A 20046-nucleotide genomic window follows, 5' to 3' on the forward strand; every position below is an offset into this window, starting at 1 on the left:
CCTAGTAGGTTAAACTTCCAAACAAAGTAGAGTTACAACGGTACTGTTAATGTCAGATCCCAAGTTCATCCACCTTCGTATTCACAGTGATTACTCGATGGTGGATGGTATCAGTAAAGTTCCACCGTTAGTTAAGAAAGTCGCTGAGCTCGGTATGCCAGCGATGGCGTTGACTGATTTCACCAACTTGTGTGGCTTGGTCAAGTTCTATGGCAACGCACATGGTTGCGGTGTTAAGCCTATCATCGGTGCCGATTTTAAAATGCAATCTGATGAGTTCGGTGAAGAACTTACGCAGTTGACTTTGCTAGCAGCAGATAATGTCGGTTATAAAAACCTGACGTTACTTATTTCGAAAGCCTATTTGCGCGGTCATATCCAACATCATCCTGTGATTGACAAATCATGGTTAGGAGAAATGTCCGAAGGCTTGATTGTCTTGTCTGGGGGCAAAAGCGGTGAAATCGGACGTGGATTGCTCAAAGGCAACAACAAGATCGTCGAAAACTGTGTCGATTTTTACCAGCAGTACTTTCCAGATCGATTCTATTTGGAATTGACTCGTACTGGCCGTCCAGATGAGGAAACCTATCTCCATTTTGCAGTCGAGTTGGCTGAACAAAAAGATCTGCCAGTTGTTGCGACCAACGAAGTGGTGTTTCTTAGCGCCGATCTGTTTGATGCGCATGAAATCCGTGTCGCAATCCACGATGGTTACACGTTAGAAGACCCACGCAGGCCAAAAAACTACAGTCCACAGCAATATCTCCGTACCGAAGAGGAGATGTGCGAGCTGTTTGCGGATATACCGGAAGCGTTGGAAAATAGTGTCGAAATCGCTAAGCGCTGTAATGTCACAGTGCGCCTTGGCGAATACTTCCTACCAGCCTTCCCAACCGAAGGGATGAAAGAGACCGAATTTTTGGTCATGAAATCGCGAGAAGGCTGGAAGAGCGTTTAGAGTTTTTGTTCCCTAATGAAGAAGAGCGTAAGCAGCGCCGTCCAGAATATGACGAACGTCTTCAAATCGAGCTGGACGTTATCAACCAAATGGGGTTTCCCGGCTACTTCTTGATCGTAATGGAGTTTATCCAGTGGTCGAAAGATAACGATATTCCGGTTGGTCCAGGTCGTGGTTCGGGTGCGGGTTCGTTGGTGGCTTATGCGCTTAAAATCACCGATCTCGATCCGCTTGAATACGATTTGCTGTTCGAACGTTTCTTGAACCCTGAGCGTGTTTCCATGCCCGACTTCGACGTCGATTTCTGTATGGATAAACGTGACCGAGTGATTGACCACGTTGCCGAGATGTATGGTCGTGATGCGGTATCACAGATTATCACCTTTGGTACCATGGCGGCAAAAGCGGTTATACGAGACGTAGGTCGTGTGCTTGGGCATCCGTTTGGCTTTGTTGACCGTATTTCTAAGTTGATTCCGCCCGATCCGGGCATGACGCTGGATAAGGCCTTCAAGGCCGAACCTGCGCTGCCAGAGCTTTATGAAGCCGATGAGGAGGTCAAAGAACTCATCGACATGTGCCATATTTTGGAAGGTTGTACGCGAAATGCTGGTAAGCACGCGGGTGGTGTGGTTATTTCGCCCACTACTATTACCGACTTTGCACCAATTTATGCCGATGCAGAAGGGCACTTTCCAGTCACCCAGTTTGATAAAAATGATGTCGAAACGGCGGGATTGGTAAAGTTTGACTTCTTGGGCTTACGTACACTGACCATCATTGACTGGGCACTTGGCCTGATCAACCCGCGTTTGGAACGTGAAGGCAAAGATCCCGTTCGTATCGAATCGATACCTCTGGAAGATCCCGCCTCGTTCCGTTTGCTGCAAAACTCAGAAACGACCGCGGTATTCCAGCTGGAATCACGGGGTATGAAAGAACTGATCAAGCGCCTTCAGCCTGACTGTTTTGAAGACATCATCGCACTGGTGGCATTGTTTCGCCCGGGGCCTTTGCAATCTGGCATGGTAGATAACTTCATTGACCGTAAGCATGGTCGAGAAGCGATCTCCTACCAGATGAAACTTGGCAACACGAATCTCTTAAAGAAACACTCGATCCGACTTACGGCATCATTTTGTATCAAGAGCAGGTCATGCAGATCGCACAGATTCTGGCGGGCTATACGCTCGGTGGTGCGGATATGCTGCGTCGTGCTATGGGTAAGAAAAAACCCGAAGAAATGGCCAAGCAACGTGCTATCTTTGAAGAAGGCGCGATAAAAAACGGTGTTGATGGCGAGTTGGCGATGAAAATCTTCGACTTGGTAGAGAAGTTTGCCGGTTATGGCTTTAACAAGTCGCACTCCGCCGCATATGCATTGGTGTCTTATCAAACGCTCTGGCTGAAAACGCATTATCCTGCTGAGTTCATGGCAGCGGTGATGACCGCGGATATGGACAACACCGAAAAGGTTGTCGGGTTGGTGGATGAATGTTTCCGCATGAAGCTCACAGTCTTACCGCCTGACATCAATTCAGGTTTGTATCGGTTTAATGTTGATGAAGACGGTGCCATCGTTTACGGTATCGGTGCCATCAAAGGGGTTGGTGAAGGTCCAATCGATGCGATATTAGAAGCAAGGAACAAAGGCGGGTACTTTAAAGACCTGTTTGATTTCTGTGCTCGTGTTGACTTAAAGCGGGTGAACAAGCGCGTGATTGAAAAGCTGATCTACGCTGGTGCATTAGATAGACTCGGTCCACACCGAGCGGCAATGATGGCATCTTTGAACGACGCGGTGAAAGCGGCCAGCCAACACCACCAAGCTGAGGCGTTTGGCCAAACTGATATGTTTGGGGTGTTAACCGATGCGCCTGATGAAGTGGAGCACAAATACACTCAAGTTCCGGCGTGGCCAGAAAAGGTGTGGTTAGAAGGCGAGCGTGATACGCTAGGCCTATATTTGACCGGACATCCCATTAACGCCTATTTAAAGGAACTTAATAAATACACCAGTTGTCGACTTAAAGATGCGACCCCAACACGTCGCGACCAGTCGGTAACGGTTGCAGGGTTAGTGATCGCTGCTCGAGTGATGACAACCAAGCGCGGAACTCGCATCGGTCTCATGACACTAGATGACCGCAGTGGACGTATGGAAGTGATGTTGTTCTCTGATGCGCTTGATAGATATGCTGAACTGCTAGAAAAAGACAAAATTTTGGTGATTTCTGGACAGGTCAGCTTTGATGACTTCAACGGTGGGCTTAAAATGTCGGCGCGTGAAGTTATGGATCTCGGCAGCGCGCGTGAAAAGTACGCGCGTGGCTTGTCGGTATCGATAGATGCAACTCAGATCTCTGATCAATTTTTTGATCAGTTCAGTCGTATTTTAGAGCCGCACAAAGCCGGAACCGTACCCGTCAATGTATACTACCAGCGTGCCGACGCCAGAGCGCGGTTAACATTGGGCACCGAGTGGCGAGTAACGCCAAGTGATACACTAATCGACGATTTAAAACAGCTGCTTGGTAAAAGCCAAGTAGAACTCGAATTTAACTAAAATTCAGCGCAATGTGTTAGACGCTGAGTCAACAAGGATTCATAGATGAGCCTAAACTTTCTTGAATTTGAAAAGCCAATTGCAGAATTAGAAGCAAAAATCGAAGCCCTACGTGACGTTTCGCGCCACGGCGGTGATGCTGCGGTTGACCTAGATAAAGAAATCGAACAGCTTGAGAAGAAAAGCCTAGAACTGAAGAAGAAAACCTTCAGTAACCTAGGTGCATGGGAAACTGCTCAATTGGCTCGTCACCCATTACGTCCTTACACGTTGGACTACATTCGCTATGCATTCGAAGAGTTTGATGAATTAGCGGGCGATCGTGCATTTGCTGATGACAAAGCGATTGTGGGGGGGATGGCGCGTTTAGAAGGCCGTCCTGTCATGATCATTGGTCATCAAAAGGGTCGCGAGACTAAAGAAAAAGTAAAACGTAATTTTGGTATGCCAAAACCGGAAGGTTACCGCAAAGCACTGCGCTTAATGCAAATGGCTGAGCGTTTCAACATGCCTATCATTACATTCATCGATACGGCAGGCGCATACCCTGGTGTGGGTGCTGAAGAGCGTGGTCAGTCTGAGGCTATCGCAAAAAACTTGAAAGTAATGTCAGGGTTAAAAGTACCGGTCATTTGTAATGTGGTTGGTGAAGGCGGTTCTGGTGGTGCACTAGCGATCGGTGTCGGTGATTACGTGAACATGCTTCAGTACTCAACCTACTCGGTGATTTCTCCTGAAGGTTGTGCATCTATCTTGTGGCGTGATTCAGATAAGGCACCACAAGCAGCAGATGCGATGGGTTTGACCGCTCCGCGTCTTAAAGAGCTTGAGCTTATCGACGAAATCATCGAGGAGCCACTGGGCGGTGCACACCGCGATCATGCTCAAATGGCTGAGAACATGAAAGCCACTTTGCTTCGCCAGCTAGAAGATCTCGAGCAGTTGGATGAAGACTCACTGCGTGAACGTCGTTACCAGCGCCTAATGAGCTACGGTTACTGCTGAGCTCTGACAAGATAACGGATAAATTTTTCTGAAATCGAGTTAGAATAGAAAGGGTTGGATGTATGTCCAACCCTTTTTTATATCGATTGGATGAATTATGGAATCGCTTTACCAGCACTTTGTTCATGTTTTAAGCCAACATTATCAACCGAATACTAATATTACATTGGCATTCAGTGGTGGTGTTGACTCTCGCCTATTGTTGGCCCTCTTAAGTCGCTATCAACATGAGCACTCAGTATCTTGTCGTGCGGTTTATGTGCATCACGGTTTAAGTAACAATGCCGATAAATGGGCCGAAAAGTGCTTATTGTGGGCTCAGCAAGCCGGTATCGCCTGTTCGGTAGAGCATGTGCAGATTGATACCACTCTTGGAGAAAGCCTCGAGCTCCAGGCCCGTGAAGCACGTTATCAAGCCTTAGCTGCATACGTTCACAAGGGCGATCTCCTGCTTACGGGTCAGCATGCCGACGATCAAGTGGAAACATTTTTACTGGCACTTAAGCGTGGTAGTGGCCCAAAAGGACTTGCCTCTATGGCGGAAAGCATGCCTTATGCTGGTGGTACTTTAGTTCGCCCATTGCTGAGCATACGACGGGAGCAGATTGAGTCTGCAGCCGCTAATCTTCAGTTAGATTGGGTTGAAGATGAGAGTAATCAAGATACGCGTTTCGACCGTAATTTTTTGCGCCATCATATTGTGCCTCAATTGTCTAAACGTTGGCCAGGCCTCCATCAAGCCGTTCAACGAAGTGCTACTTTATGTGCACAACAAGAGTCTCTTCTGGATGAATTACTTGAGGCAACGTTTGCTCGCACCCTCCAAACAGATATGAGTCTGGATATCGCAGAGCTGACAGCGCATAGTGAGCTCGCAAGGGCGCGTCTTATTCGCATGTGGTTCGCAAAGATGCGTGTTCAAATGCCTACTCAAGTTCAATTGCAGTTGATTTGGCAACAAGTGGCATTAGCGCAGCAAGATGCCAACCCACAGCTTAAGTTGAAAGCAGGGGAAGTCCGTCGATTCAAAGGCAAGTTGTATTGGGTGGATGAAAGTCGAGATGTTAGCGGATGGCAAAGTCCAATCCAAATTAATACAGAACTCAAGCTTCCAAATAATCTCGGAGAGTTGCTGTTAACGTCATCATCAACTCAGCCAAACATTGCATTTCCGCCTCAACCCGAACGCTTAAGAGTGACCTTTAACCCCGAGGGCTTATCGGCACACCCAACGACACGCGTGCATAGCCGTAAACTGAAAAAACTCTTTCAAGAGTATGAGGTACCTAGCTGGCAGCGTCGTCAAACACCAATCCTCATGTATCAGGATCAAGTTGTAGCCGTAGCAGGGCTGTTTGTCGATCGTGCGTTTAGTGGACAAGACGGTGAACTGATCTGGCGCAAGTATTTGTAAAGTCTCTCAGATTATATTGATACGACAGGAGCAATCGTGAATGGCTAAGGAAAATTATGAACAAATGGATAGCGAATAAATGGGTAGTGAACAGTCTGGTGGCTTTGGCTCTACTCAGTGGTCAAGCATTTGCCAGCGGCGATGTCGAAGCCGGAAAGGCTAAGTCTGGGGTGTGTGTGGCTTGCCACGGCGCTGATGGTGTTGCGGTGATTCCCGGTTATCCTAATCTCAAAGGGCAAAATGAGCAATACCTACTCAATGCAATGAAAGCGTACAAAAACAAACAGCGAGCAGGTGGAATGGCTGCGGTTATGCAAGTCCAGGCTTCAATCCTCTCCGAGAGTGATATGGCTAATTTGGCCGCGTATTATTCGAGCCTTTGATAGCTAGCCCTCAGGCGTTGTTGATTTTTTTAAATTGCGAGAGGCTCTGTGACTAATGATCAAATAAATGTTACTAAAATGAGTATATTTAGTTCTTGATGGAGAGAAATATTGAATGTTGTGGGCCGCTAAACGATAATAAGCGCAAACGACTGAAGTTTAAGGGATGAACATGAAAAAGATTGAAGCGATTATCAAGCCATTTAAATTGGATGATGTTCGAGAAGCATTAGCTGATGTTGGTATCACAGGGATGACGGTTTCTGAAGTAAAAGGTTTTGGTCGTCAGAAAGGGCATACAGAGTTGTACCGTGGTGCCGAGTACATGGTCGATTTTCTACCTAAGGTAAAACTGGAAATCGTTGTTACGGCTGACGTTGCCGATAAATGTGTCGAGACAATTATTCAAACCGCGCAAACAGGTAAAATTGGCGATGGCAAAATCTTTGTGACAGACATTGATCGTGTTATCCGTATTCGTACTGGTGAAGAAGACGAAGAAGCGATTTAATATCAGCATTATATGGTCATGTTATAGGCTAAGATAAAAAATTGATTAAGCTAAAAGGGAGCCCGCGGCTCCCTTTTTGTTTCAGGTTACATATTTCAAGGTAGCATTATGTTTAAGCGTTTTTTTCTGGCGTTAGCGTTTCTTATGTTCGCCGCTGTTGTAAGTTTTCAAATAATCTTTACTGTACCTGAACATCCTCAGATTGTTACCCAGAAAGGGAGTCAAGTGACTGAAAATATTCAGTGTATGGAATTTGATGATTCGCACTTTCTAGATAAAAATGGTGAGATAAATGTTTTGATCTGGAATATTTATAAGCAGAACAAACAGAACTGGCAACGTGCATTAACCGCGCTGTCTTCCGATAGACAGCTATTGCTGTTGCAAGAGGCCAGCATGACTGACAGGTTTAAACAGTGGTTAGTGGATGGTCATTGGATGAGCAATCAGGTCAGCGCGTTTAAAGCGTTAGGAAGTGGGGCTGGTGTGATCAGCATTGCTCAGGCTCTGCCTATCAAAGCGTGTGCTTATACGTCGAGAGAACCTTGGTTAAGGCTGCCAAAGTCAGCGCTGTATAGCCAATATCGTTTGAGCAATGGCGACTTACTTGCCGTCATCAATGTCCATGCGATTAATTTTACGCTAGGAACCGAGGAGTATTTGTCGCAGCTTACGACATTAGAGGTGCTTTTGAACCAACACGAGGGGCCAGTTCTGTTTGCTGGTGACTTTAATAGTTGGAGTGAAGAGCGGATAGCCGCAATGAAGCTCGCATTGCAAGAAGCGGAATTAAAAGAGGCGAACTTTGTTCCAGATCATCGTACTCAGTTCGTTACTGGTCAGCCCTTAGACCATGTTTTTTACCGTGGCTTAGTGCTTAAAAACGCGAAAGCGCCGCAGAGCGACGCTTCCGATCATAATCCATTGTTGGTGTCATTTTCGTTGCAGCAACAGTGAGATGACACCCAGATACGGCTTTTCTCTGCAGCCACTATGTAACTAAGTGACAACGATGTAGGCTGCCCATGCCAGATAAAATACAACCCATGGCAGGCTAGCGATGACAAGCGCTTGTCCGCGCTCAAACTCCGTCCAGGTCAGCACCACACCGTAACCCAAGACAATGTACCAAGGCAGTAAAAGAGGAAGCGAGCTGGCAAAGTGACACCATTCATTGGTCAACGGTAGCTTTAACAGGCCGTTTAAGCTGTTAAGATCTGCTGCATATGTCATGACCTCGCCGTACTTAAGCAGCAAGCTGGCATAGCTAGCGATATCGCCCAAAACCGCTGGAAATAGGATGGCACAAGAGGCGGCAAACCATTTCCAGTATCCGTATTGCTGTTGGCTCGATTTGGTGGCTAAAAAGAACCAGAGCGCCAGCAAAAGGAGTGAAGCAAAGCGATTTACCACATCATTGATGATCGCTCCCGCCATCAAGGTATTGGGTTCCAGCAATTCCACTTGTTGCGGGTCAATTTGCTGAAACTGATTCGCAAGCTGATTACTTAACCAAGTAAAGTCGACATTTGAGAAGTACGCTCCCCAGAATAGGAATGGACTGATCATCAAGACGATGAAAGGTTGCCATCCCCATCCCCCATGCTGGTATAACGCCAAAAAACAAGAGGTTGGAGAGCGAAAAATGTCCAACAACATCACGAGAGGGTTGTTTGATGGTTTCATGCACTTACCTTGGTTACATCAACATACAATTTGAGCTTTTGCCCTGGTTGTAGGTATTTACCTTTTGGCAATGAGTTCCATTTTACGATGTCGTTAGTCTTCACTTTAAACTTACTCGCAATCGCGCTGATCGTATCTCCCGAACGAACGCTATAGAACACAGTGCGAACCGTGCTCTTGCTGGATGCTTGTTTCCAAATAACGATTTTTTGACCTTTTTTAAGTGTGTCTTTGGGGCCCATGCCATTCCATTTGGCGAGAGACTTATAGGACACATGGTTGTCATGCGCAATGGACCATAAACTTTCACCAGATTGAACAACGTGGGTGAGTTTAAACTGACCACGGACGGTTGATTGGATCTTGCTCAAGCGGTTATCAGCAGACAACGCGTATTGAGAGTCATCTTTAGTCGAGGTCGGGATCATCAGGTATTGACCGATACGGATATTGTCTCCGGAAAGGCCATTTGCACGACGAATGACATTGACTGTTGTGCCGTATTTTCTTGCCAGTACACCAAGTGAATCGCCGGATTTAACTTTGTAGCGTGCCACTTTCATGCCTTTCCCACGGTTCTCTTCCACTTGAGCCAAAAACGCTTGTTTCTTCTCAATAGGAATAAGTAATTCATGAGGGCCATTCGGTGAGGTAGACCATTGGTTGTAAGCCGGGTTATAGCTTTGCAGTTCCTTAACACTAATACCCGCGTATTTCGCCGCGATCGCTAAATCCAACTGTTCTTGTGGATCGACCTTTGCTAATACTGGCTGATTGTCGATAGTAGGGATGTGAAGGCCGTATTTATCTTGATTTGCAATGACATCAGCAAGCGCTAAAAGTTTTGGCACGTAACTGCTGGTCTCTTTCGGTAAGTCGAGTGAGAAAAAGTCGATGGGTTTACCAAGCTTGCGATTTTTACGGATTGCTCGTGACACGCGACCACCGCCACTGTTGTACGCAGCGATAGCGTGCTCCCAACTGCCGTCAAAACGTTTGTTCAATTGCTCTAAGTAATCCAAAGCAGCATCTGTAGAAGCGGCAACGTCACGGCGTCCGTCATACCAGTAATTCTGTTCCAATCCCATCATTTTTCCGGTACCAGGCACAAACTGCCACAATCCAGCCGCGCTACCGTGCGAATAGGCAAAGGCATCGAAAGAGCTTTCAACCACAGGCAATAGTGCTAATTCCATCGGAAGGCCTCGCTCCTCTATACGTTCTGTGATCATATAAAGAAACGGCTTGGCACGCTCAGAAACCACCTTAAGGTGGTTTGGGTGCTTTAAATACCACGTACGGTAATAGTTGACGGTTTTGTTGTCAGGAATATCCATTTCAAGTTGCATTGCAATACGTTGCCACACATCTTCTTGATCCTGAGGAGAAAGCACTTTTGGCGTTAACTTGACGATTTTTTTCTTCGTCACCGTTTGCTTCGTTTTAGCTTCCGCTTTCGCTGCTTGTTTTGCAGCAAGCTCCGCTTTGTTGGTTTCTGGGGTTGCTGTTGTTGATTCTGGAGAGGTCACTTGACAACCAGAAAGCAATAACACCAACGCCAAACTGTACTTCAAACGCATGAAATCAGCCTCGTTAGGGCCTTGTTATCTTCTCCTGCATGTCGCGCAGTCTGAGCTACGTGGCAGTTGTGAGATAATAGACATCTTGTAAACATTAACGACAGAGGCGAACCTCTATCAAATACTGTTCGCGACCCGCAACGGCTGATACATAAGTAAGCCGTTACACTGGGTAAGCTGTGGCTTTTGAGCGGAACAATATGCAAGTGGGAGAAGTTCAACTAGATTTACATCTCCCTAAACGTAAGAGAAGCGCCAGTGGCGCTTCTCGAAAATCAGACAAGATGATACTGAGGTCTTGTAAACTTACAAGCAAAAATTGGTTAAAATTCGTTCTTCCACGCACGTAAAGCGGTAAAAACTGAGCATGGGTCGCTGTTTTTAATACGATTTGCAACGGATTTGATGACTTCTGAATTTGTTGTTCGCAAAAATGGGTTGATCCATTTTTCTTTGCGTAAAGTGGTGGGAAGGGTAGGAATATTGCGTGCGCGCAGCCGATTAACTTCATCTCGGTATTGGCGTAGTTGCTCATTGTCAGGCTCTACTGCAAGGGCAAAAGCAACGTTACTGGCGGTATACTCGTGAGCGCAAAATACCTGAGTCTCTTCTGGTAACGAGGCAATTTTGCTGAGCGATTCGAACATCTGTTCTGGTGTGCCTTCAAAAATACGTCCACAGCCTGCTGAAAAAAGGACGTCACCGCAAAACAGTTTGCTGTCTCCTACATAACCGATATGACCTAATGTGTGGCCTGGTAAGCCGAGAACCATAAATATTTCACCAAATAGTTCTAACTTGTCACCTTCCTCCATTGGGGTGGTTAAGGTTGGGATAGGTTCGGCTTTCGGGCCAACCACTGTTACTTTCGGAAAAGCACGAACTAAGTCTGAAACACCACCAATGTGATCGTTGTGGTGGTGTGTAATCAGGATAGCTTCTAAAGTTAACTCGTTGGCTTGCAAATACTCCAATACGGGTTTTGCGTCGCCGGATCGACAACAGCACAACGCTTATCGCTATTTTGTATTAGCCAGATGTAATTATCATTAAATGCGGGTATGCTTTTGATCTCTAACACGATTCGTTCTCCGTCACCCATTATTAGTCAGGTGGTTAATGAAACCAGCACTCAGCAACAAAACGATACCACACCCGTCAACGTGGTCAGATATGACCAACGGACCTTGGGTTCTTGAGTCGATTCAAACCCGACTGGATGAGTGGTGCCCAAGGCTTTTCGGCTACCATTTACTCAAACTGGGCGGGTTGAGCTGTGAGCTAACCAGCGTTAATTGTAATATTCAACACCAAGTCAACGTAGATATCCACAATCCATCGCACAATGTTATCGCAGATGGTTATGAATTGCCCTTTTTTGAAAAAAGTTTTGATTGCGTAATACTTGCGCATCAGCTTGATTATGCAATTGACCCCCACCGGTTGTTGCGAGAAGTGGATAGGGTGATGATGGACGATGGTTATTTGATTCTCACCGGTTTTAATCCATTCAGTTTTACCGGGCTGGCAAGTTTACTGCCTTGGCGTAAGCATAATTTACCATGGAGTGGGCGAATGTTTGCATCGAATCGTGTCAAAGATTGGTTAGGTTTATTGAACTATCAGGTGATTCATTGTGACCGTTATGCTCTGTTTCCAATGACTCGGTATCGAACACTATGGACCTGGCTTGAAAACAGTTTAGGAGAGTGGGCATCCCCGATGGGAAGTTTATACTTTATCGTTGCTCGCAAGCGAACTTACCCTCTCAAACCAATCAAACCTCATTGGCGATTAAAGAAAAAGTTGACACCACTTGGTGTGATGAATCGAGAGGGGACTGGGATCAGGAATGCGTCAAAGCAAAGGCACGGACGCACTTAATTTTAAGTCGTACTTAATAGGAGAACCTTTATATTTCGGAGTTATGGCGCTTGATAGCCTGTATCTTCTTCAGTAGGGTTCTCTGCGGCTGTTCTGGCTAACTCGTCACAGATTTCGTTTTCTCTATGTCCTGCATGACCTTTTACCCAGTGCCAGTCGACTTGATGGCGAGCGGTTTCTTGATCGAGCGCTTGCCAGAGATCCGCGTTCTTAACTGGCTTTTTATCGGCGGTTTTCCAGCCACGCTTTTTCCAGTTATGAATCCACTGTGTGATGCCCTGACGAACATATTGGCTGTCAGTTGTCAGTGTGACTTTGCATGGCTCCTTGAGGGTTTTCAATGCGACAACCGCTGCTAACATCTCCATGCGATTATTGGTAGTAAGTGTGAAACCTTTTGACAGCGTTTTTTCCGTCTCTTTATAGCGTAAAACGATGCCGTAACCACCTGGTCCCGGGTTACCTAAACAGGAGCCGTCAGTGAAAATCTCAACGTGTTTGGTCATATTTTTTGGTACTATTAGCCTAAACATTATTAAAGCATAGTCTGACATACATAACCTTATGAATACCAGCAGCAATTCTGAATATAACCGCATCGTTGTTCTTGATACCGAAACCACGGGTATGAACCGAGAAGGTGGTCCACACTATATGGGGCATCGCATCATAGAAATCGGTGCCGTGGAGATCATTAACCGGAAGCTGACTGGACGTCACTTCCACGTTTACTTAAAGCCGGATCGTGAAATTCAATCTGAAGCGGTTGAAGTACACGGTATTACCGATGAATTTTTGGTGGATAAGCCAGAATACCGCAGTGTTCATCAAGAGTTTCTTGATTTCATCAAAGGCGCAGAACTGGTCGCCCATAACGCCCCCTTCGATACCGGCTTTATGGACAATGAGTTTGAGATGCTCGATCCAAATATCGGAAAAACGAGCGACTTCTGTAAAGTGACCGATACCCTCGCGATGGCGAAGAAAATCTTCCCTGGCAAGCGTAACAACCTCGATATTCTCTGTGAAAGGTACGGTATTGATAACTCTCACCGTACATTGCACGGGGCTTTGCTCGATGCGGAGATTCTCGCAGACGTCTACTTGTTCATGACGGGTGGGCAAACAAGTCTTGAGTTTAATGCCAACAAACAAGAAGGTGGGGTGGAAACCATCCGACGCGTCGAAACAAGAAAAGGACTAAAGGTTTTGCGTGCCAGTGCCGATGAACTAGAAGCGCACCAGAAAAGAATGGAACTGGTGAAAGATTGCCTCTGGGGTCAATAGGAGAAACTATGCTGAGGGCTTTGTTGGTCACGTTATTGGCGACTTGGACTTGTTTGGTGAGTGCATCGAACGAGTCGACTATGTCTTTACTGGATAACCGTTTTCGCGTCGATCCTACTATCGAGCAAATTACGTTTTTGGTTTATCGTGAGAAGAGTTCTCAGCCAGTCGTTTTAGTCCGCCCGGATGGTAAAAAATATTATGCGTGGGGTTCGTATGACAATGTCCGATGGTATCAGGAACCTTCCCTCGATATTATTTCGGTGGACGCCCCAATGCCGGGTCCATGGCAAGCGGTAGGGAAAGTCACCCCAAAAAACAATATCCGCTTAATTTCTCATTTAAAGTTAAGCAGCGACGTCTTTCCAAGCCAGTTATACAATGGAGAGGCGCTCAAGTTTACTGCTCGTCTGACATCCAATGATAAGCCACTCATTTTACGAGACTTCCTCGACCGGGTGAATCTACGAGTTACCTTTACTCAGTTTGTTGAAAACGAAGAGGAACTGGTGAAAGAAGCGAGGCCACTCAGTACAGTAGTGGGGGAATTTTCTGATGATGGTCGTGGTTTAGATGAATACGCGGGTGATGGTGTCTTCACTGTTCAACTGCCAATTGATGTAGAGCCGGGTAAGTACCGCGCACGGATTACCTCAGGTAATGGTGTATTCTTGCGCGCTCAAGAGCAAATCGTATTGGTTTATCCTAGTCCTATCTCCCGTACTTTTGTGCAATCTCGTGATCCTGAAAAAGCACATCAACTGATTATTAGTGGCGAGCAAGGCATGATTCAACCCGGGTCAATTGCTGCGAATGTTCAGCATGACTCCCCTGATGGGTTTGTTAGCTACAGCCAAGGTCAGGTATCAAAAGATGGGATGACGTTAACGCTCGATCTCAGTAATGACGCATTGCTTGGTAAGAACTCATGGCAAGGCAACATCTATGCGACTGACTTTGCAACCCAGCGTCCCCTTGTTTTTCCGATACCTGAACAGACATTCAGTGTCGTCAACGATGTAAATATTGAGCAAGCACGTTTAGCCAAAGAAGCAGAGATAGCAGAGCAGCACAGAATAGAGTTAGAAAAGCGTATCATTGCAGAGCGCGAAGCGGAACGTAAACGCAATATTGTCATTATTGCTGTAGGGAATCTTATTGCATTGTTGATTGGTTTATTAGTCTGGTTTGTATGGCGCAAGATTAAAGCAAAGCGAGAAGCAATACCGGAAATGCAACTGACGATGCCGAAAAAGTAACGATTGCTTGGTTAAAGACAACATCATCATCATAAAGCGGAGCCGAATGGCTCCGTTTTGTTGTTTGGTTTAGCCGTTAACTGGCTATCCTAACTGTGCCTTTACCCGCCATCTTTGCTTGATACATGGCTTTGTCGGCTATCGTTAAGCATTCTCCTAAGTCTGAGGACTTCGTATCAGCAAATACAATACCGATGCTTGCACTAACATCATTAACCACTTCTTGTAGTGACTTCAATTGTGTGCTGGCAAACAATGCAATGATTTCTTCGGCGAGACTTACAACATGTTTCTTATCAACGTATTTCTTTACATAAATAGCGAATTCATCACCACCGATGCGAGCGACATCGTAAGGGCCGACGTTATCCCCAAGCCGACTCTGAATGAGTTCCTTTAATTTAGTGCCAAACTCCGACAAAACGATGTCACCATAACTATGCCCATAGTTGTCGTTAATGCTCTTAAAATTATCTAGATCGATGTAAATGAGCGCGTTGCGATGAGTATGTGTTAACTGGTTTGAGTGATGCAAAATAGAATTGAAACTTGAACGGTTAGCGAGTTTAGTGAGCGAGTCAATATACGCCAATTCGTGCACGCCTTCTTTGTGCATTTTTAGAATATAGTCATCCATTTGAGATTGAAAATAAATCAAAATGTGACACATCCCGCTTAAGGCGATAAGGGTAATAACAAAGCGGATGCATGTCACAGAAGAGTATTCATAAACGGGTAGCTGAAGTGCAAACGTTAGGAAGACTACGACAACAAAAAGAAACGACAGTATGATTCCATGCTTAAAGCTATTGATGAATATGCCGATTGCCGCTAACGGATAAACCCACAATGGACCAGTGCCTTCGAATCCGCCACTATAAATGAGATACAAACTTAAAGAATAGATGATGCCAGTAAGAAAAAATAAACCAATGGTACTCCATGTTCTAAGTAGCCATATGGTAAGCAACGAAAAGGCCGTATATATTGCTAAGGTCGATGCAAGCAATATCTTTCCTTCGTAAAAGCAATAGACTGAAAATGAAGCGAGAAAAACAATACCAAACATTGTCAACGCAAATATCATCGTTCTTTGGCGATGATGCTTGGTATGAACCACTTCCGATAGTCTGTCTGCTACAAAGCTATGAACTTCTTTAGCCACTGGTTTTCCTTTTTATAATTTACACATCCCAGTTATACATATTTAATATGTTCTGTTTACATCTAAGCCTGTTCTACAACTAATGGATGAGTGGTGTGATGTTTATTCCAAAAATATTGTTCGAATAATAACCAAACATAGGCAGTTACACAACGCTGGAATTTGTAAAGCGTTCCGTATTGAGTCTAAACTTAACTAAAGTAGTATAAACTTAAGCAACTTCTGGTATCGGTTTCGGAGTTTGATCCAAATCGGGCTCTTTTCTCAGAGTTGGAATTTGTCCTTCGTCGACGGCGTTTTGATAACAGCCACTCAGTTTGATCGCCAAATACATGTCTGCGCGCAGCAAGATGCCGCCATCACTCGTGCTGATTCCCGTCAGTTCACACCATTTCCGTAAGCGTCGTTTTCGTCCTGCCAAGACCAAGCGGACTCCTCGTTTTTTTAATATGCTTTGAATGTCGGCGAGTGTTGCCATCACACTCAAATCAAGATGTGTGAAACTCGATACTGCGTCCACAACGACACAACCCACGTCTTGTGTGTGTTCTACGTTCTCTAATAACCGACGCTTAAAATACGGCGCATTAAAATAAGTCAGTGGTGAGTTAAAGCGATAAATCATCATGCCTGGAATGGGAGATGCTTTTCCTGAGCCATCAACGGTGCGAATGGTCCCTTTGTCATCCAGCCCTAATATTTGGTCGCTTGGTCGCATGACGATGCGTAAAAACTGAAACAGCCCCAACAGCACGGCTAAAGTAATGCCGGGAATCACACCGATGAGTAACACTGAAACGAAGGTAATCACCGCAAGGTAAAACGCGTCTTTATCACGCTGCCTTAATTTCCATATCGCCTTTAGGTCAAGCAGTGATAGAGAAGCGATGATTAAAACCACCCCCAAGGATGCGATAGGGATAAACTGCAATGGTTGGTAGACAAATACCGCAATCAGCGCAATCGTCAGCGCAGCAATGATTGATACCAGTTGTGATTTCCCACCATTGGCATCGTTAACTGCAGTGCGGGAGTCTGCACCACTTATAGCGAATCCTTGTGAAAACGCGGAGGCAATGTTCGCGAACCCTAGTGCTTGAAATTCCTTATTAGCGTCGATGTCATAACCATTCTTAGCAGCGAAGCTGCGTGCGGTAAGCATCATGCTCACAAAGCTGACGATGGCGAGGTTTAGAGCAGGCATTACCAGTTCCCGCACTTCTCCTAATTCAAACTGCGGTGCCTGAAACTGTGGGAACCCGCCTTGAGTGATACCGACTATCGCTACGTCCATACTGTCAAGGTTAAACAGCCAGACCGAAGCGGTCGTCACCAAAATTGCAAGCATGGCAGCAGGCCAAGCTGGACGGTAGCGCTTCGTCAGCAAATAAACCATAACGGTCGTGATACTCAGTAACACCGTGGGCCAATGAACATCCGCTAAACGTTGTGGCGCTTCCCATAATCGTTCAAGTAAATAGCGCTGTTCGTATCGCCAGCCGACCACTTTTGCGAATTGGCCGACAATAATAGTGAGCGCGACGCCGTTAAGTAGTCCTAGTAGGATAGGGCGCGAGAGAAAGTCAGCAAAAATCCCTAATTTAAAACGGCTCGCTAGCACACACCAAATACCAGTCATAGCGGTCATGGTCATTACTAACTGCCAGTGTTTAGTTGGGTCACCCGCTGCTAGAGGCGTAACCACAGCGGCAATGACCGCACAAGTTGCCGCATCCGGACCAACAATGAGTTGCCTTGACGTGCCCATCAACGCGTAAAGTAGCATCGGCAATACACAGGAATACAAGCCAACGATAGCCGGCACGCCAGTTAATTGTGCGTAAGCGATAGCAACGGGGAGAGCAACCGCCACAACAGAAAGTGCAGCTCTAAAGTCGTGAGCAAGCCACGATTTTTCATACTGCTTGAGCTGAACTAATCCGGGAAACCACTGCGCAAAAATTCGTCTAGCCAATCAATCTTCCATTGGTAGGGGTAAGTTACTGTAAAGTATAATCCATTTTTAAAGTGGTGGTTGTGATGGCGCTACGAACTGTGTAGAAGCATCAGTATCGCGTGGATAGGTATCCAAATTTAAGCAAGAGGTTCTATTGCGGCCTTCACTTTTCGCTTGATAAAGCGCTTTGTCTGCCCGTGAGAGCAGGCTACGAATATTATCACCGTGTTGATAGGATGCGACACCAATACTGATGGTCAAAGAGTGACATTGAGGAAATACGTGAGTTTCGATTGCCTGACGTAATCTTTCCGCCAAATCGAGCGAAGTTGTCATGTCTGAATCCTGACATATTACTAAAAACTCCTCTCCACCCCAACGACCGACGATATCAGAGTCACGAACTTTTATAGTGAGCACTATCGATATTTCCTTAAGTACTTGATCTCCGGCGTGATGCCCATAGCGATCATTCACTTGCTTAAAGTAATCAATATCCAGCAACAATATGCCATAGGCGCACTGCTCATTCGTCGCTCTGTTATGATTTTCTAGCAAAACTTGATCTAACTTGAGGCGATTCGGGATGCCTGTCAGGGAATCTGTTTGGGCAAGTTTCTTTAATAGTTCTTTTTCTCTTTTCTGAACTCGGATGCTGGTGGCCGATTCAACTAACTCTTCAGTGCGTGATTTTAACTCTGTAAATAGGCTTTGAAAGTTTCGGTTTAGCCGTTGAATTTCATCGATTCGTGACTCAACGAGTCGTTCCATGCTCCAGTTTTTTCCCAGCTTACTGGTTGCTTCTGTTAAGGCTTCAATGGGAGTTGCGATGCCTTGGGCCAATCGTTTGGATTTCCAATGAAGGTACATAAAAAAGACGACATAGAAGATGATCATCGCCAGAATAGCCAAGTGACCTAAATGGTCAGAGAGTTGCTTTAGGCTGGTGATAGGCGTAAGAAAAGACTCGGTATTCACGAAAGTGATGACCCGCCAGCCTGTTTCTGGGATTAATTGAGAGTCGACAATGTAGTTAATGTCGTTCATTTTGATCTCGAACGTAGCATTGGTGTTGCTCAGAGCTCGGATTTCCTCTTCTGAAAGCGAGACAACATGGGACAGATTGAAGTAATCAGGCTTTTTAACGGTACCAGTCACACTACTTTCATAGGTGTGTTGTTTCACTTCTTGAAGATCCAGTAAACGCTCGGCTTCTTGTTGCATCGTCAGGATGGTGCCTTTCCCATCAATAACTAGCGCAGCTGAATCCCATGGGTACTTGTGATTTAAGATGTTTTCAACAAATGATTCTACCGTTACATCGAGGCCACTGACTCCCTCTAGGAAGTCCCCCCGATAGATAGGCACTAGGTTTGAAAGCATCCATCCCTGACCTGCAGGGTCTAGATAGACCTCTGTCCATACGTTTCCTCTGCTGGGATTATGCGCTTGGTCCGCATCGTAGTAGAAGTTAAATTCTTGCATGTTAAGAACAGGCCCGTATTGAGCGGGAGCGTCTGGCATGAATGGGTACAGCCGGTTCATGTTATCCCAGGTATTCAGGTAGGCCTGAGTCACCGACGGATTGTTATCTACAATGGATTTAAGGAGAGGATCTAGAGACTCGCTGCATTTAGCCTTTAGCGATTCTTTCTCACCAATATGGGTTGAGCTTGAGTAATAGACGCTCGCACCAACAGGGTTTACTTTGTAATAAACCCCGTTTGCATGCGTCGCAAACTCTGGGTTTCCATTCGGGAGAAAGCAGCGGGTTGAACTGAAAAATAATTCATGGTCATACTGCATTATCTTCGCAAGTCTTGTGACTTCTTGGAGGTGCTGATTGACCCGCAGTGCTTCATTGGTTGTGATTTCACGGAGAGATTGTTTTACTTCAGAAATCAGCGCAGAACGGTTTTTATCGGAAATGTACAGGTTGATACCAAAATACAAGGCGAGTAATAACACCTCGATAACCAATAGCGGTATGAGAGAGCTACGTAGGAAATCGCGATAGACCAATGACTGTAGTTTAACTGATTGATTGGTATTCATAACTCAACAAAACCTCGGCAATTCCATTTGTCGATATACCCAAATACCTTAAAACCCAAATGCCTAAAGATGCTTGGTGTAGCGGGAATTACCTGCCTTGCAGACAATTCAATCTTCTGAATTCTGAAGCCGTGGGGTACATTCAGTAAGATACCTTGTTTAGGGAGGTTGTCTCAATCATGGGACCTCAATATTATGACATTGGTTAATCTGGAACCCCAATAATACAACTTAAGTTTATTTTTAGAATGTATGAATGATTCTTATTTTCAGGGTAGTGGCTATCTGAGCGTGGGATTTAGGTGAGCAGGCGAATAGATTCGTCCAGAAATA

The 20046-nt window shown here is 45.6% G+C and carries 16 protein-coding genes and 2 pseudogenes; 11 read left to right on the forward strand and 7 right to left on the reverse strand.

All coding sequences use genetic code 11. The features are described 5' to 3' along the window. Positions 1 to 49: 49 nt before the first annotated feature. The 8 genes and pseudogenes from SU60_RS22410 (at position 50) to SU60_RS13895 (ending at position 7797) form a co-directional block, all read left to right on the forward strand. Positions 50 to 961: a PHP domain-containing protein gene (locus SU60_RS22410; protein ID WP_245228411.1), complete on the forward strand. Its 912-nt coding sequence runs from the start codon at positions 50 to 52 to the stop codon at positions 959 to 961. Continuing rightward, positions 934 to 1974: pseudogene (gene dnaE / locus SU60_RS22655) on the forward strand (DNA polymerase III subunit alpha); the annotation flags it as partial. The gene SU60_RS22410 and the pseudogene dnaE (SU60_RS22655), both read left to right, overlap by 28 nt. Positions 1975 to 2099: 125 nt before the next feature. Then, positions 2100 to 3527 carry a DNA polymerase III subunit alpha gene (gene dnaE, locus SU60_RS22660; protein WP_280806722.1) on the forward strand — a complete coding sequence of 476 codons (1428 nt, stop codon included), beginning with the start codon at positions 2100 to 2102 and terminating at the stop codon, positions 3525 to 3527. A gap of 45 nt (positions 3528 to 3572) precedes the next feature. Beyond that, on the forward strand, positions 3573 to 4532 hold the full coding sequence (gene accA / locus SU60_RS13875) for an acetyl-CoA carboxylase carboxyl transferase subunit alpha (RefSeq protein WP_041156034.1): 960 nt from the start codon (positions 3573 to 3575) through the stop codon (positions 4530 to 4532). Positions 4533 to 4629: 97 nt separating this feature from the next. Then, positions 4630 to 5946 carry a tRNA lysidine(34) synthetase TilS gene (gene tilS, locus SU60_RS13880; RefSeq protein ID WP_041156035.1) on the forward strand — a complete coding sequence of 439 codons (1317 nt, stop codon included), beginning with the start codon at positions 4630 to 4632 and terminating at the stop codon, positions 5944 to 5946. Between the two features lie 56 nt (positions 5947 to 6002). Then, positions 6003 to 6329 (forward strand): c-type cytochrome, encoded by a 327-nt coding sequence (locus tag SU60_RS13885; protein WP_052481542.1) that lies wholly within the window; start codon positions 6003 to 6005, stop codon positions 6327 to 6329. Positions 6330 to 6501: 172 nt separating this feature from the next. Further along, positions 6502 to 6840 carry a nitrogen regulatory protein P-II gene (gene glnB, locus SU60_RS13890; protein ID WP_041156036.1) on the forward strand — a complete coding sequence of 113 codons (339 nt, stop codon included), beginning with the start codon at positions 6502 to 6504 and terminating at the stop codon, positions 6838 to 6840. Between the two features lie 108 nt (positions 6841 to 6948). After that, on the forward strand, positions 6949 to 7797 hold the full coding sequence (locus SU60_RS13895) for an endonuclease/exonuclease/phosphatase family protein (protein WP_041156037.1): 849 nt from the start codon (positions 6949 to 6951) through the stop codon (positions 7795 to 7797). Positions 7798 to 7839: 42 nt separating this feature from the next. On the opposite strand, the gene SU60_RS13900 is transcribed toward SU60_RS13895, so the two are convergent. From SU60_RS13900 to gloB, 3 genes and pseudogenes are all read right to left on the reverse strand, one after another. Beyond that, positions 7840 to 8526, reverse strand: a complete 687-nt coding sequence (locus SU60_RS13900; RefSeq protein ID WP_041156038.1) for a YIP1 family protein — start codon at positions 8524 to 8526, stop codon at positions 7840 to 7842. Then, positions 8523 to 10106, reverse strand: a complete 1584-nt coding sequence (locus SU60_RS13905; protein ID WP_041156039.1) for a lytic transglycosylase — start codon at positions 10104 to 10106, stop codon at positions 8523 to 8525. Before SU60_RS13905 ends, SU60_RS13900 begins: the two co-directional genes overlap by 4 nt. Positions 10107 to 10429: 323 nt before the next feature. Then, positions 10430 to 11187: pseudogene (gloB, locus tag SU60_RS13910) on the reverse strand (hydroxyacylglutathione hydrolase). A gap of 38 nt (positions 11188 to 11225) precedes the next feature. On the opposite strand from gloB, the gene SU60_RS13915 reads away from it, so the two are divergent. After that, positions 11226 to 11990, forward strand: coding sequence for a class I SAM-dependent methyltransferase (locus SU60_RS13915; RefSeq protein ID WP_041156040.1), 765 nt, complete (start codon positions 11226 to 11228; stop codon positions 11988 to 11990). A 41-nt stretch (positions 11991 to 12031) separates the two neighbouring features. Here the strand turns inward: SU60_RS13915 and rnhA are convergent, their stop codons facing one another. Beyond that, positions 12032 to 12496, reverse strand: coding sequence for a ribonuclease HI (gene rnhA, locus SU60_RS13920; RefSeq protein WP_041156041.1), 465 nt, complete (start codon positions 12494 to 12496; stop codon positions 12032 to 12034). Positions 12497 to 12554: 58 nt separating this feature from the next. On the opposite strand from rnhA, the gene dnaQ reads away from it, so the two are divergent. Continuing rightward, complete coding sequence (dnaQ, locus tag SU60_RS13925; RefSeq protein WP_041156042.1) at positions 12555 to 13277, forward strand: DNA polymerase III subunit epsilon; 723 nt, start codon at positions 12555 to 12557, stop codon at positions 13275 to 13277. 8 nt (positions 13278 to 13285) lie between these two features. After that, positions 13286 to 14536 (forward strand): TIGR03503 family protein, encoded by a 1251-nt coding sequence (locus tag SU60_RS13930; protein WP_041156043.1) that lies wholly within the window; start codon positions 13286 to 13288, stop codon positions 14534 to 14536. 76 nt (positions 14537 to 14612) lie between these two features. On the opposite strand, the gene SU60_RS13935 is transcribed toward SU60_RS13930, so the two are convergent. The 3 genes from SU60_RS13935 to SU60_RS13945 all read right to left on the reverse strand — a co-directional run bounded on the left by SU60_RS13935 (position 14613) and on the right by SU60_RS13945 (position 19713). Continuing rightward, positions 14613 to 15701 (reverse strand): GGDEF domain-containing protein, encoded by a 1089-nt coding sequence (locus SU60_RS13935; protein WP_041156044.1) that lies wholly within the window; start codon positions 15699 to 15701, stop codon positions 14613 to 14615. Between the two features lie 211 nt (positions 15702 to 15912). Continuing rightward, positions 15913 to 17676, reverse strand: a complete 1764-nt coding sequence (locus SU60_RS13940) for a SulP family inorganic anion transporter (RefSeq protein ID WP_041156045.1) — start codon at positions 17674 to 17676, stop codon at positions 15913 to 15915. A 48-nt stretch (positions 17677 to 17724) separates the two neighbouring features. Beyond that, positions 17725 to 19713, reverse strand: coding sequence for a sensor domain-containing diguanylate cyclase (locus SU60_RS13945; RefSeq protein WP_052481543.1), 1989 nt, complete (start codon positions 19711 to 19713; stop codon positions 17725 to 17727). Between the last annotated feature and the right edge of the window lie 333 nt (positions 19714 to 20046).

This window comes from Vibrio mytili, assembly GCF_000830505.1.
In the GTDB taxonomy this organism is placed as follows: domain Bacteria; phylum Pseudomonadota; class Gammaproteobacteria; order Enterobacterales; family Vibrionaceae; genus Vibrio; species Vibrio mytili.

Excerpts from the sequence above, each read along its gene's own strand:
- SU60_RS22410 (WP_245228411.1), top strand. The coding sequence starts at position 50 with ATGTCAGATCCCAAGTTCATCCACCTTCGTATTCACAGTGATTACTCG.
- accA (WP_041156034.1), top strand. The coding sequence starts at position 3,573 with ATGAGCCTAAACTTTCTTGAATTTGAAAAGCCAATTGCAGAATTAGAA.
- tilS (WP_041156035.1), top strand. The coding sequence starts at position 4,630 with ATGGAATCGCTTTACCAGCACTTTGTTCATGTTTTAAGCCAACATTAT.
- SU60_RS13885 (WP_052481542.1), top strand. The coding sequence starts at position 6,003 with ATGAACAAATGGATAGCGAATAAATGGGTAGTGAACAGTCTGGTGGCT.
- glnB (WP_041156036.1), top strand. The coding sequence starts at position 6,502 with ATGAAAAAGATTGAAGCGATTATCAAGCCATTTAAATTGGATGATGTT.
- SU60_RS13895 (WP_041156037.1), top strand. The coding sequence starts at position 6,949 with ATGTTTAAGCGTTTTTTTCTGGCGTTAGCGTTTCTTATGTTCGCCGCT.
- SU60_RS13900 (WP_041156038.1), bottom strand. The coding sequence starts at position 8,526 with ATGAAACCATCAAACAACCCTCTCGTGATGTTGTTGGACATTTTTCGC.
- SU60_RS13905 (WP_041156039.1), bottom strand. The coding sequence starts at position 10,106 with ATGCGTTTGAAGTACAGTTTGGCGTTGGTGTTATTGCTTTCTGGTTGT.
- SU60_RS13915 (WP_041156040.1), top strand. The coding sequence starts at position 11,226 with ATGAAACCAGCACTCAGCAACAAAACGATACCACACCCGTCAACGTGG.
- rnhA (WP_041156041.1), bottom strand. The coding sequence starts at position 12,496 with ATGACCAAACACGTTGAGATTTTCACTGACGGCTCCTGTTTAGGTAAC.
- dnaQ (WP_041156042.1), top strand. The coding sequence starts at position 12,555 with ATGAATACCAGCAGCAATTCTGAATATAACCGCATCGTTGTTCTTGAT.
- SU60_RS13930 (WP_041156043.1), top strand. The coding sequence starts at position 13,286 with ATGCTGAGGGCTTTGTTGGTCACGTTATTGGCGACTTGGACTTGTTTG.
- SU60_RS13945 (WP_052481543.1), bottom strand. The coding sequence starts at position 19,713 with ATGAATACCAATCAATCAGTTAAACTACAGTCATTGGTCTATCGCGAT.